Source organism: Fictibacillus marinisediminis, from assembly GCF_023149135.1.
GTDB lineage: Bacteria > Bacillota > Bacilli > Bacillales > Fictibacillaceae > Fictibacillus_C > Fictibacillus_C marinisediminis.
This window is the reverse complement of the sequence record NZ_JAIWJX010000002.1, coordinates 2,238,838-2,252,721: the sequence shown is the minus strand read 5'-3', so window position 1 is coordinate 2,252,721 and position 13,884 is coordinate 2,238,838. Positions and strand designations below refer to the sequence as shown.

The window sequence follows — 13,884 nt, the reverse complement described above, 5'->3', positions numbered from 1 at the left end:
TAATACTTTCAAATTATTGAGTTTGTTACTTTGCATTGTTAATATGATTAAACACAAAGAGGACGATCAAAAATGATGGCTGTCGTCCCACCACTCCTGGTCGTCCTCTTCCGGGTATTTTTATACTATTTTAAACTTGCTAGCACAGCTCCAAGAATTGTAACTATTCCGCCTAAAAGGGTGATTCCAGATATATGTTCTTGCAACAATAGAACGCCTAACAAAACAGTCCAAACTGGGAGAAGGTTAATATATGGAGCTGCACGCCCTGCTCCTACAATTTTCACTCCGGTATTCCACGAAAAATACGCAATAACTGAAGCAAATGTACTCACATAGAAAATACAAATCCATGCATTTCTCGTCATATGTATCATATTTGGATGTACCGTTCCAATACAGCTTATCGCACTAAAAATCGTCCCATAGAAACCGGCTCCAGCGGTCATGGTAAGGGGATCTATCTTTTTGCCATATTTCTTACCAAGTACTGTATACATTCCCCAAGCCAAGCATGATAAGAGAATTTCAATTTGTCCAACAATTGAACCTTGAGAAGAGTTTGCTTGTCTTCCCTCAACCAAGAGAATCACGCCAAAGATTGAGATTGCTGCACCAATCCATGCTTTTGTTTTGATCTTTTCTTCAAGAAAAAAAGGAGTGAATAATAAGATGGTAATGGGTATACCTGCTGATATCATCCCTGCTTGTGATGCGCTAATCGATTTAAGACCTAAATAGTTTAATGTAGAAAAGGCGAATATGCCAAGAAACCCTTGTATTACAAATTCTCTCCACTTAGAAATGATCGGGAATGGTTTTTTGTTAAGCATCAGTAATCCCCACAGGAGCCCCGTTGAAATAGCCCAACGGATAGTGTTTAATAAAGTTGCTGGCAAGGCCGGTGCTAAATACCGGCCGCATATGTAATTACCTGCCCAAAGAAAGGTTGCCGCCACCAATAGTAAAATCCCTTTTTTCATGATGTTGATCCTCTCTTGTCTCTGATTTTTGGCTAAACCATTTACGCAGTTGATTAATATGTGCCTGATGATATCTGTTATGGTCTGCGATATGCCAAATACCCCATTGGAATGTGGCTTTGTAGCCATTTTCATATTCAACGGTTTGATGTAACTGTTTGTCTGTTAACTGATAACACATTGATTTAATCATCTGTACAACATGATCATAATCAGTCATGAGCACATCCAGAGAAATCCCTTTCAGCTGCGGCAATTGGTCGTTTTTATCAAAACTAGGCCCAAATTTCTCTTCAAGTTCCCTCGGCACCGCCTCACCCTTGATTCTAAATATCCATTTGAGGTCCACGTATGCTAAGTGCCTTACTAACTGCGCGGTACTGTTATATTTTTGGTTTGGACCTTTATAATCTAATTAATTCCTCTTGTGACATACCTGCAACAATTGTTTTTAACCGTTTGTAATTTCCGTCTACCATTGAGTAGAGCATTCCAACTACAGGTTCCATTCCCGGCTCTCCAATTAAATCTAAAACCATCCAATCACTCCCCAGTACTTGTTATGGTCTCAAGTCAATTATACTCCAGAAATGGGATTCGTTATCGTCAAAAGAAAAAACCGACAGAAAGACCCAAATAAAAAAGCAGACGGATGGTCTGCTTTTGATGCACTGCCTATACTTTAAACGATTGAACCGGACATGTTTATCGGATACAGCTTTCCATCCACAGAGAACGAAACTCTGCCCGTTTCTTCATATACCACGAGTACCAGTGCATCACTAATCTCGGTCAATCCTATGGCTGCTCGATGACGGGTTCCCAGTTTTTTTGAACTTGAATGAATTTTGGATAAGGGAAGTACGTTTGCTGCCGAAATAATAAGGTCACCTCGAATTAAGACCGCTCCATCATAAAGAGGATTTCCCGGATAAAAAATGGATTCTAATAACGGAAACGTTAATGTTGCTCCGATCGAATTGCCCGCACTGATCATCGTCTCCAAGGGCTGTTCCCGTTCGATGGAGCGCTCCATGTTTTTGACTGGAGAGATGCTGGATACAAGTTGAAATTTCAAGGTGTTTTTCTGTATAGGGAGACAAATAAAAATTTTAATAAAATGATGCTGCTGGGAGTTAGCATTCCTCTTCCCGTTGACTTATAAACGTAACGGTAGAGACAAAAGACCAGCTGTCATTGATCAGCTGATCAAGGAATCATTCCTCCTGTTGCCATACTCAAGATGCTCTGGGTTTACCCCTGATGATGTTTCGTTTAGGTACTCCTGGATGTCCATATTTGCGTATCCCGGAATGGAAATTCGTTTATAACGCATCGGTTCACTGTTAAGTGGAACTGTACAGTCAAATCCCGTTTTCGATCCGAACCCGTCATTTGTGGACGGATCGAGTTTTGAGCCTTGCGCCCCCTCTACTACCACTAAATCCTTGTCCACCTGGAAACGCGTAGCAATTGCCCATTCTACTTCCTCCATGTTAAATATATCTACCTCTTCATCGACGACAACCACGTGCTTTATATCAAAACTGTTTGCGAAGGCAGCGAGGATGGCATTCTTAGCTTCACCTTTGTTTCGCTTTTTTATGGATACGACCGCATGATAACGGCATGTCCCGCCTGGACTCATGTGAACCGCAACGGCAGAAGGCACAGTCTGGCGGACACTTTGAATGAGGCTAGCCTCACGTGGAATGCCCCCGAGCAGAAGATGCTCGTATCCAGCCGGGATAATCGTATAAAAGATCGGGTCTTTTCGGTGTGACACGGCGGTTAGCTGAACAATTTCCTTGTCACTCCGCGGGCCGTAATATTTAGGGAACTCCCCAAACGGTCCTTCCGGCTCCCGAATATGAGGGAGGATTTTACCTTCTAAAACGATCTCCGCATAGGCAGGCACATCAATGTCCACCGTTTCACAACGAACGGTCTCAAGTGGTTCTGATCGCAGAGCACTGGCGATTTCCAGCTCATCTATCCCGAATGGGGTACTCGCCTGTGAAGCAAGAAGTGTCACAGGATCCACTCCTATAACTATGGCACATTCGAGCGCCCTTCCTTCCTCCTCTGCCTGTTTGTACAAATGAAAGGTGTGCCTCGGCAGCAAAAGTACTCCCAGTTTATCCTTTCCAGAAATCTGCAGGCGATGAATGGATACATTTTGCTTTCGGGTCACAGGATCACGGGTAATGAACAGGCCTGCGGTAATGTAATTTCCAGAATCCATCTCATGGTGGACGGGAATAGGAAAGGTCTTAAGCAAATCGATGTTCTCGGTGATGATATTTTCCTTTACCGGGGCATCTTGGTTGCTCACTTTTCTGCATGCTTTTGGTGAAGCTACCGCTTCAGTGAATTTTGGAATGATTCCATATTGGTCTGTTTCCAATGCTTCAGCAAAGTCATCTCTTGTAGAACATATCCCCGAAACGACAGGCATCCCATAGTTCTCAATATTTGAAAAATATACCGCTTTTTTGCCGTCCAGTTTCTTTGCGACAGCAGCGATCTCATACTCCAGACTCACTTTTTTATCGATGGCCACCAGCCTCCCTGTCGATTCAAGGTGAGCTAGCCATGTACGAAATGTTCTTGCCTTCATTACACCTTTCCCCCTTATCTCTATTGCACCTTGTATTGGTGGCCGTTATTTTCATTTGAACGTTCCTCATGAACCACAGTTTTGTTTTTTCGCCAAAAATGATCGATTCCCATTACGATAAGAGATGCAACAGCAGCGATATAAATGTTATCGATACCGAACGGGTTTCCTGCAAGAAACCAAAATGTTGTTGTAATTACAGCGAATACCATTCCAAGGGCAGCCCCTATTCCGCTGCTGAAACGGGGAAAATAAAACATCAAAACTACGATAACGGCGATGGTTGTACGGAGTGCCCTGGCAAAAAAGATTGTGTTTAGTATTTCCGGGGTAAAAATGGCGAACGGAATAGGTAAAAGTCCCATCACAATGGTCGCCACTCTTGAAAACCTGAGTGATTTATTGTCTGATCCTTCTTTATTAAAGAGCGGAGTATAAAAGTCTTTTAACAATAGGGCAGCTGCTCCAATTGTTGAGGCGGCCACTGTTCCAAAAACCGCGGCGATTAATCCGGAGATCACAAGACCCGCAAGGAAAGGATTCATAAGGGTAGTCAACATCGGAAAAGCCTCGGAAGAAACGATATTCGGAAACAATATAGAGGCTGTCATCCCAATGAGAGCGGCCATGATTCCTACAGGAATAACGAACACCCCTGCGTAAATACTTGCTTTTTTTGCGTTGGCATCATCATTGGTCGAACAAACCGCCTGAATGATGTATTGAGTAGAAAAAATAGAGCCAATGTTGGCGATGGTCCATGCAATAATGGTTGGCCATGAAATGCCTGTCCAGTCAAACATCGCTGGCTTTAGCTGCAGCGACAGACCTGAAAAACCGCCTGCTGCAGTTAAACCAAACGAGACTGCCAGAATTAATCCCAAATATTTAAAAAACGCATGAATAAGGTTGGTATAAGCAACCGCAAACATTCCGCCCAAGGTAACGTAAACAACTGTGACTACCCCCACCACAATTGCTGCCATCGCATGGGGGACGTGAATAATCGCAGATAAGGTCGCCGCCCCTCCCGCGTACATTGATACGTTGACCACGCTTAGGGCATAAATCATAATGACTGAGGTAATTGTTCTCGCACCATTTCCGTAAGTTTTCGATATAGCCCCAGAAATGGTATACTCTCCACGCTCATGGAACTTTATTGCCAGTGTGTAGGCAAACAAAGCGAAAGCAAACGCGAGTGTGATTAAGTTCCAGGAAGCCGAAATTCCTCTAGAAAAAGCGGTTTGCGCGGTGCCAATCGTAGAGCCGGTGCCTATGAATTCAGACATCATCAAGACCCCGATAATAAAAGGGCCGAAAGCTTTTCCTCCTGTCATGTATTTGTCCGAGCTTTTTGAGAATTTCTTCGTATATAGTCCAAGAAAAGCAGTGGCTAGCACATACAAAATGACCATTCCTATGATTATGGCACGGGCTGTCACCAAGCGATTCCCTCCTTATTTAACTCACGGATCGCACTCCGAATATGTCCTTCAGGCGCCTTTCAAAAAGCTTCGTCACCCGCTGCCGGCCGTTCACCTCCACCGGGGTTGGAACCTCGCGTCCGCCAACCACTACCGGCTGATCGTAGCGAATCAAAATGTAGGGAAGATATTCACTATAAATCTCTCGTATTCTATTGGCGTGCTTTTCATTTCTTGCGAGCAGCTTTAACATGCGAAGCCCAAAGCCCACGTGGCGGCCTTCATCCTCTTTTATACGTTTGAAGCCTTCTTTCGACCCGGGGAGGAGTCCTTTACTTCCATAAACATCCTCAAATACATCGTACCCCGCCATGGCTTGTACACCTTCAATGATTCCCTGGTAGTGAGTCAATCCTTCAACGAGGGCAGTTTCGCGTTCCTCTAGACTGCCTTCCAGTGCATTGAGCATCATTTTGCCCCGCTCATCCAGCTTTTGCTGAACGAGATTTTGCACTCCATGTAAACGTTTGATGCCGAGTACCTCTTCAAAGTACCGAAGGAAAAATTCGGTATGCTTGAATTCCTCCAACAACTGAGTACTGAGGAAGGCTTGTTGCTGGGTGGATGCCCCAAGCATGATCCAGGGACAAAATTTTAAGGCAACATTCTCTTCTGCATCAAGAAATCCGGTGCAAAAGTGAATGAGGTAATCTTTCAGGTCTTGATCAAGTGCTTCAAAATCATCTCTGTCATGGGTTAAATCGATCTCAGCAGGATCCCACGTTCCAAACCGTATCGCTTTCCGGTATAAATTCCAGGCTACCTCGTCTGTACTTTTTTCCAAACTAAGAATCAAATCATCGCTCATTAAAAAACCGCCTCCGTTTTGTTTGTGAATTCTAGTAAACTCGCTTTAACAGATCCAGAACGTCAGCCTCTGCTGGCTGCCGGGGATTAAACCTCATCATCCCGCTTTGAAAAGAGTCACTTGCAATTGCAGCGAGCCTGTCCTCAGGGACGTTCAATTCCTTCAACCGGGTAGGCAGTCCAATTTCCCGCACCAGGAAAGCCACTGCTTTAGCCGCCTGACCGGCCAACTGTGTTTCGTCTTCTCCCTCAACCCCCAACAACTGCGCAATCTTAGCCGCTTTAAGTGGGCACACTTGAGCATTGAACTCAACGACGCGGGGGAGGAGCAAGCCGATGGCTATTCCGTGAGGAACATGGCAGTGACCGGAAAGAGCACTTCCAATAGCGTGGGCAAGCCCAAGGAAGCCGTTGTTAAACGCCATCCCTGCCAGTAAGCTTCCGTGCGACATTCCAATTCGTGCTTCCTTATTTTTTCCGTCCACAACAGCCTGTCTAAGGTGGGAACCGACAGTGGTAATCGCTTCAGTGGCCAGTGCATCGGATGCAGGGCACGACCGTAAGGAAAAGAAGGTTTCGATTCCATGGGCCAGAGCATCAATTCCGGAGGCTGCGGTCATATTTTCTGGTAACCCCATGGTCAGTTCAGGATCAACAATAGTAAGAGTCGGAGCCATATGCTGGCTGGTGACGGTCACTTTCACATTGTTCTTCCAGTCTGAGTAAACACCGAAGATAGTCACCTCACTCCCTGTCCCGGATGTGGTTGGTATCGTAAGCAGCGGAATAGCTGAGGAGCCTACGATCTTATCGACTCCTGCATAATCGCGGATGCTGCCGCCCTGGCTAGCTACAATCCTAATCCCTTTTGCAGTGTCTATGACACTTCCGCCTCCTACTGCAACGAGACAATCATAGTGCCCCGATAGAAAATACTCGGCTCCACGATCAATCGTTTCAAGACTCGGATCAGGCTCTACCTCAAGATAGAGCTCGCTGACAATCTTTGAATCTTGCAGCGATGAAATGATTCCGCTCAATAATCCGGCGGATTCCACCCCTTTATCACTGACGATAAAAACTCTGTTCACACCAAGATTTATGAGGTTCTCCGCAAGGCGGGAGGATTTTCCATACCCGAACTCTATCCGCGTAGGCAAATGAAAGGAGAAGTCCTGCCCTGTCTGTTTTACTATAGAACTCATGTTCATAGAGGAGCCCCCTCACGAGGGTCTATTTCAATATGCACATGCTTCGTCTCGCAATATTCCATCAGGCCATCCACTCCCCTTGTTCTTCCTAAACCGCTCTGCTTGTAACCCCCAAATTCTGTTTCAGGAAAGTTTTTGTTGTACGTATTGATCCAGACGGTTCCCGCTTTGATCCCTTTGGACATCCGTACCGCTCGGTTGAGATCCGATGTCCATACACCGGCGGACAAACCAAAATCACTGTCATTCGCAATGTGAAGTGCTTCTTTTTCCGTTGAGAATGTCTGAACAGCGAGAACAGGCCCGAAAATTTCTTCTTTGACCACGCGGCTGCCGGCCATGAGCCCATCAATGATGGTAGGAGCGAAATAAAAGCCCTGATCATATGTTTCGCCAGCCATTCGGTAGCCGCCAGTAATGATTCTTCCTTCTTTCCGGCCGATTTCACAATACTCTTCAACAAGATCCAATTGGCTTTGTGAGACCAACGGCCCCATATCAGCCGTTTCCAGAAGCCCGTTTTCCACCCGCAGCTGTTCGGCATATTCTTTTAGACGTTTGACCACTTCGTCTTTAATGGATTCATGAATGACCACCCTGGAACCGGCCATGCAGATTTGGCCTGCGGAAATAAAAATGGAACGGCCGATGACCGGAACAGCTTTATCAAGATTTGCATCCTCAAAGACGACGTTCGGAGATTTCCCGCCAAGTTCGAGTGCTACTTTTTTGACATTTCCTGCTCCCATTTCAATGATGGACTTGCCAGTAGAGGTGTCCCCCGTAAAGCTGATCATGTCGATCTTGTCACTGGCTGCCATGGCTGCTCCAATGGACTTTCCTGGACCGGTCACGATGCTAACGATCCCTTTTGGAAAATGAGGAATTTCAGCAATGAGCTTAAAGATCTCTACGGATATTGAAGGAGTAAGGCTTGCTGGCTTGACGAGAACTCCATTACCGGCAGCAAGAGCAGGTGCGAGTTCACGAATCATGAGCAACGCGGGCCAATTCCAAGGTGATATGATTCCCACCACGCCAACCGGCTCTTTTACAACGACACCAAAATTATCAGGTTCAAGCTGCATGGAACGGCCAAAGACAGAACGTGCGGCTCCTGCAAAATACTTCAGTGTATCAATACAGCCTGACAGCTCGATCCGCGACTCGCGAATGGTCTTTCCCTGATCCATCGTGAGGATGAGAGCAAGGTGCTCCAGCTTTTCTGTCATTTTTTCGGCCAACGAATGCAATGCTTCATAACGGCGCTTAGGATTCATTGACCAATCACTTGTCAGGAATGAATGCTGTACTGACTCTATAATCTGGGATACATCCTGAATATTCGATTTTTGCGAATAGCTGACCAGTTCTCCGGTCGCCGGATTAAACGATTCTATCAGCTCCTTAGAAGTCGCTTCTGTCCACTCGCCGCCTGCAAAATTATAATAAGTGGGTATCTTTTTATGGACGATAGTTGACATCGATAAAGTCTCCCTTCTTTCTATTCAGATCAAACGGGTGTAAAACTCTGATGTTGCGCTATTGCAGTCTGCCTCTCGTTTCTGGGATGATAACGCTTCCAATAATGTAAATCAGATATATCACGATCGTAAAATACATCAATGTATGGGGAATGTTTTCAATGGATCCACTCGTCAAAGTAACAAAAGTAGGCATCATTCCACCGACGGCAAAGCCCATATTCCATGAAAGGCCTGTGCCGGTTGACCGGATGGAGGTCGGAAAGCGCTCGTTTAAAAAAATCAGGACAGGTGCATACGCCGCATTGCCTAATAGTACAAGACATATGACATAAAAATAGATGGATGAAACAGACGCAGCATCAGCCAGTGATAGATAAAAATAAGGTAATCCGATAACGTTCAATACGCCGATGACAAGGAATACCTTTTTTCTGCCAAAGATTTCACTCAGATGTCCGGCAATGAGTGCAGATATAATGGTAGCTATACTGGCCGCAATAAGAACGCCGGACAGCGTCGAAGAGGATACTTTATTTACGACATTAAGGAAGGTTGGAATAAATCCGGCAGTCAGGTAATAACCCGATCCGCCTCCGATAACGATCATTAAATTCACCAGAAGTACACGGGAGTATGTCGTAAACAGCGATTTAACCGGTTTTTGTTGGACGATTTTTTGTTTTGAGTTTTTTTTCGTTTTCATTTCGGCCCATAACGGGGATTCCTCCAGCGTCCTAAACACAAAAAGGCCCGCAATGGCTCCTAAAATACCTGTAAAGAACATGACTCTCCAGCCCCAGCTATCAAAGGCTTCACCGGGAAACAGGGCTGAAACGACTGTAAAAACGATGGAAGCAAACAGTGCGCCTAGCCCAGCGCCTCCTCCGCCAATAAGGCCTGACATTAATCCTCTCCATTTAGGAGGTGCTGTTTCGGTTCCAATGGTATGGGTGGAGGCGACTACCCCACCGACAAAGATTCCCTGGACGAGCCGCAGCAGTAAAAACAGGAAGGCAGCGAAAAAGCCGATTTGCGGAACCGTTGGCAGTAATCCAAAAATAGCAGTACTAATACCAACCCCGACGATCGCCACTGTCATGGCATTCTTTCTGCCATGCTTGTCGGCATACGATCCGAATATGCCGGATCCGAGTGGTCTCATAAGCAGTGTGACGGCAAAAGAAGCATATACCGCAGCCAGGGACAGTGTGGGATTAGTTGTAGGAAGAAATAGCTTACCTATGGTTGGTGTAACATACAGGAGAATGAAGAGATCATATAAATCAAAGGACCATCCTAATAATGAAGCAGCTGTTGCAGAAACCATTTGCCTGCTACTCACTTTTGGTGCTTCCGTTTTTTGAACAACCTCAGAAGGTATTGCACTTGACATGTTATTTCCTCCAATACTAAAGTTTTTTTGGCATGACTTAGCTTGGATGAGTGAATTGAAGACTGAATTTTCAGTCTTTTGAATTTATAGAAGTATATTTAGGAGAAGAGTAATCCTGGTGTGCACAGGATTACTCTGTTCCACTTACTTCCCGGTAAAGTTCGGTTTTCTCTTTTCAACAAATGCATCAACACCTTCTTTGAAGTCTTCGGTGCATCTCAGCATGCCATACGCTCTTCCCTCAATCTCTAATCCGGTGCTTAACGGGCCTTCCTCAGCAGCATTCAATACTTCCTTACAAACACGCTGAGCAAGTGGTGAAAACCGTACGAGCTCAGCCGCCAGTTGATCCACTTCATTGTCAAGCTCCTCTTTCGCCACAACCTTAGTAATCAATCCCCATTGGTACGCCTCTTCAGCAGGTATCCTTCTTGCCCTCATGATCATATCCTTTGCTCTTGTAAGGCCTACAGCCCGTGCCACACGCTGCGTCCCTCCGCTTCCGGGAATCATGCCCAAATTCATTTCCGGCAACCCGAGGAGGGTGTCGTCAGCAGCGATTCTGAAATCACACGCCATGGCAATCTCAAAGCCTACCCCAAATGTATATCCTTGAAGCTGTGCGATGACGGGTTTCGGGGAACGCTCTGGTGCGGCAACGTTCACTCTTAAACGGGACAATTCTTCAGGATGAGTTTCCATGAACTGAGGAATACTTCCGCCAGCACTAAAACACTTGTCGCCTTCACCCTTTACAATGATGACACATACGCCTTCGTCATCGTTCAATTCTTCAAAGATCTCAGCAAATTGTTTCCTGGCGAGCATACTGATGTAATTCATTTTTTCCGGTCGGTCGAATAAAATGGTCGCTGTTTGTGTTTCCCTGTTCTTTTCTACACGGATGTGATCATATTGAGTAGTGGTTGTCATATTGATTTCCCCTTTCGATTTTAAGAAATTAAACTACTTTTTCTGTTTTGAACAATTCAAATTCCCCATCCCGCAATTTCCTCCTCAACACTTTTCCGACAGGACTTTTCGGAATTTCCTTAACAAATACATACTTTCGCGGCCTTTTGTAGTTGGAGAGCTGCGGATGGTTTTTGCAGAACTCGTCCAGCTCTTGAATCGAGACAGTATGGCTGGCGGGAACGACGAACGCTGATACAATCTGTCCCCATCTATCGTCTTCTTCTCCGACGATGGCGACTTCGATTACATTCTCATGCTCGGAGATGACGTCTTCGACTTCCAGAGGGTGGATGTTTTCGCCGCCTGAGATTATCATGTCGTCCACTCTGCCGACGACATGCAGATCTCCGTCTTCATCCAGCACACCAAGATCTCCTGTAAAATACCAGCCGTCACGAATCGCTTTTTGGGTCGCATCAGGCCGGTTCCAATATCCCTTGAACGCTTCAACTGATTGCAAATTGACAATGATCTCACCGATTTCATCTTTTCCTACGATCTCTTCGCAGGTTGAATGTCCGTCCGGGTCTGCTCTAACCAGCCTGATGTTTTGATGAAACCCTGGTTTCCCTGCACAGCATGGCTTTTCGAAGACATTTGAATTGATGGTAAAGGTGTACACCTCAGTACTTCCATAATGATTGACGAACACCTCAGGCTTCAGCCGCTCAATACATTTCTCTGTAAGGGAAGAGGTCATGGAGGCTCCGGCATATCCTATTTTTTTAAGGGCCGACAGATCATAATCGCTAAATTTCGGATGCTTTAATATGTCATGGTACAGAGTAGGCACAAGATACAAACAAGAAACAGCTTCCTTAGAGAGCAATTCCAGCGCATCCTTAGCGTCAAAATCAGGAAGTATGACAAGTTTTCCGTTTAAAAATGTAATTGAAAGCAGCGATCTCATTCCCATGGTGTGGTAGAGAGGCATTGTTCCGAGTGTGCTCTCCCCTTCTATATAATGATTTTGGATGATATGGGCAAGGGCGGCCGCATACTCATTTTTATGACTTCTTGGAACCCCCTTTGGTTTTCCTGTGGTCCCCGAAGTATAGAGCATTAAGGCGATATCTTCATCCAGTATGTCTGGTCTGTCATACGTTTCAGGGCTCCGTTCAATCAGTTCAGAAAAGTAGATATCTGCTCCTTGTACACCCTCGAGCCCAATATAGACAGGCCTCTCATTGAACCTTGCTTTTAACACCGCCGCCTGGCTCGCATCCTCATAGACAATCACAGTTGCTTCCGCATCGTTAAAGCAATACTCTACTTCCTTTGCTGAAAGCCTGAAGTTTATCGGTGTATAAATGGCACCCAATTTTTGCAGCGCCCAATAGAGAATGACATTTTCGCTCCGGTTTTTTAACAAAACCATGACACGATCCTGTTGTTTTATTCCGATGCGCTGAAGGGAGGCGGCCAGCTTATCAACCTGGCTGTTCAGCCTCGCATAGGATAAACGCTGATCTTGCTGAACGACAGCATCCTTGTTCGGGAAGCGCTCTACTGCGAATTCCAGTAACGTTCCGAGATTCATGGATTCAACTCCTTTGCAAGACTTCTTTATTGTTGTCTTGAACCGTTTTCTCTACAGCCTTCACAATTCCGTCATAGCCTGTGCATCGGCACAGATGTCCTGACAGGGTTTCTTTGATTTCTTTAACCGAAGGCTGCGGGTTCTTTTCCAAAAAATCAGTGATGGACATTAAGATGCCAGCGGTGCAAAAACCACATTGCAGACCATGGCATTCCACGAAATTTTTTTGAAGCGTTGTCATTTCTCCACTGCTGGCTAGACCTTCGACCGTTTTAATTTCGCGGTTATCCGCCTGCACCGCAAAGATTAAGCACGACCTTACCGCCGACCCGTCCAAGCTGACCGTACAGGCCCCGCAAACACCGTGCTCGCAGCCTACATGAGTTCCAGTTAGTCCGCACGATTCACGTATGAAATCACTCAACAGCATTCTTGGTTCAACCCACTCTGAATACGACTTGCCGTTGATCGTTACATTTACTTCGGTTAAGGACATGCTGCTCACCCCTTTGCTCTCTCGTATGCTTGATATAAAACTCGTGTCGTCAAAACCTTGGCTAATTGTGTACGGTATGCTGCCGAGGCATGCAGATCGGACTCGGGCTCCACACTCTTGGCCACAAGCTCGGCGATTTTTTGCACAGCTTGGTCTGTAACCTTTTCACCAGCAAGAAGTTCTTTTGCATCCTCTATTAAGAGCGGAATAGCCTCTACCCCGCCGAGCGCAAGCCGGATATCTGAAATTCTGTCATGAGCGTCAAGCTCAAGCTGACAGGCGGCTGCTACGAGCGCAAAATCACCATGGCGCCTCGCGACTTCCTGAAAGGAAGAGCCGACTCGTCCCTTCCATATGGGCAGATGAATTTCGGTCAGCATTTCATTTGGCATCATGTCTGTCGTTAGAAACGTAAGAAAGAAGTCCTCCGCATTCACGCTTCTCGTTTCTTCTTCTGAAGAAATGTGAAGTGTTCCATTGAGCGCCATCAAAACGAGGGGAAGCTCAGCACTAGGGTCTGCATGGACGATGCTCCCACCAATCGTTCCCCGGTTTCTCGTTTGAAGGTGGCCAATATGGGCAACAGCTTCCGTTACCAATCCGCATTTCTTTTTCACGAGTTCAGAGGTTTCCACCGTACTCTGCCGTGTCATCGTCCCGATTTTTAATGTATGATCATCGCTATCGATAAAATTTAAATCATGCAAGCCATTAATGTCGATTAAACACTCAGGGGTGGCCAGCCTCATGTTCATGATGGGAACGAGACTCTGTCCCCCCGCAATAATCTTGCCGTCAAAACCGCTGGATTCCAGCAGAGAAAGGGCTTCTGAGACATCTTTAGGCCGGTAGTAATCAAATTTTGCGGGTTTCATAATCAGCACG

At 45.8% G+C, this 13,884-nt stretch carries 11 protein-coding genes and 2 pseudogenes; all 13 read right to left on the bottom strand.

Annotated features, from left to right (window positions below; genetic code table 11):
- Positions 1-125: 125 nt before the first annotated feature.
- The 13 genes and pseudogenes from LCY76_RS12040 to LCY76_RS11980 all read right to left on the bottom strand — a co-directional run bounded on the left by LCY76_RS12040 (position 126) and on the right by LCY76_RS11980 (position 13,874).
- Entirely contained in the window at positions 126-983 is an 858-nt protein-coding gene (locus tag LCY76_RS12040; RefSeq protein ID WP_248252841.1) for a DMT family transporter, read from the bottom strand.
- Positions 931-1,522 (bottom strand): annotated as a pseudogene (locus LCY76_RS12035) (DinB family protein). The gene LCY76_RS12040 and the pseudogene LCY76_RS12035 overlap by 53 nt, the downstream one beginning before the upstream one ends.
- Positions 1,523-1,665: 143 nt before the next feature.
- Positions 1,666-2,089: pseudogene (locus LCY76_RS12030) on the bottom strand (diadenylate cyclase); the annotation flags it as partial.
- A 95-nt stretch (positions 2,090-2,184) separates the two neighbouring features.
- Complete coding sequence (locus tag LCY76_RS12025; RefSeq protein ID WP_248252840.1) at positions 2,185-3,603, bottom strand: UbiD family decarboxylase; 1,419 nt, start codon at positions 3,601-3,603, stop codon at positions 2,185-2,187.
- 20 nt (positions 3,604-3,623) lie between these two features.
- Positions 3,624-5,048, bottom strand: coding sequence for a sodium:solute symporter family protein (locus LCY76_RS12020; protein WP_248254660.1), 1,425 nt, complete (start codon positions 5,046-5,048; stop codon positions 3,624-3,626).
- 19 nt (positions 5,049-5,067) lie between these two features.
- Positions 5,068-5,898, bottom strand: a complete 831-nt coding sequence (locus tag LCY76_RS12015) for a R2-like ligand-binding oxidase (RefSeq protein ID WP_248252839.1) — start codon at positions 5,896-5,898, stop codon at positions 5,068-5,070.
- Positions 5,899-5,929: 31 nt separating this feature from the next.
- On the bottom strand, positions 5,930-7,108 hold the full coding sequence (locus LCY76_RS12010) for an iron-containing alcohol dehydrogenase (protein WP_248252838.1): 1,179 nt from the start codon (positions 7,106-7,108) through the stop codon (positions 5,930-5,932).
- Complete coding sequence (locus LCY76_RS12005) at positions 7,105-8,592, bottom strand: aldehyde dehydrogenase family protein (RefSeq protein ID WP_248252837.1); 1,488 nt, start codon at positions 8,590-8,592, stop codon at positions 7,105-7,107. The genes LCY76_RS12010 and LCY76_RS12005 overlap by 4 nt, the downstream gene beginning before the upstream one ends.
- Before the next feature lie 58 nt (positions 8,593-8,650).
- Entirely contained in the window at positions 8,651-9,988 is a 1,338-nt protein-coding gene (locus LCY76_RS12000) for an MFS transporter (RefSeq protein ID WP_248252836.1), read from the bottom strand.
- 144 nt (positions 9,989-10,132) lie between these two features.
- Positions 10,133-10,921, bottom strand: coding sequence for an enoyl-CoA hydratase/isomerase family protein (locus LCY76_RS11995; protein WP_248252835.1), 789 nt, complete (start codon positions 10,919-10,921; stop codon positions 10,133-10,135).
- Between the two features lie 28 nt (positions 10,922-10,949).
- Entirely contained in the window at positions 10,950-12,503 is a 1,554-nt protein-coding gene (locus LCY76_RS11990; protein WP_053354197.1) for a class I adenylate-forming enzyme family protein, read from the bottom strand.
- Positions 12,504-12,507: 4 nt separating this feature from the next.
- Positions 12,508-12,999 (bottom strand): (2Fe-2S)-binding protein, encoded by a 492-nt coding sequence (locus LCY76_RS11985; RefSeq protein ID WP_053354198.1) that lies wholly within the window; start codon positions 12,997-12,999, stop codon positions 12,508-12,510.
- A gap of 5 nt (positions 13,000-13,004) precedes the next feature.
- On the bottom strand, positions 13,005-13,874 hold the full coding sequence (locus LCY76_RS11980; protein ID WP_062232283.1) for an FAD binding domain-containing protein: 870 nt from the start codon (positions 13,872-13,874) through the stop codon (positions 13,005-13,007).
- Positions 13,875-13,884: the final 10 nt, after the last annotated feature.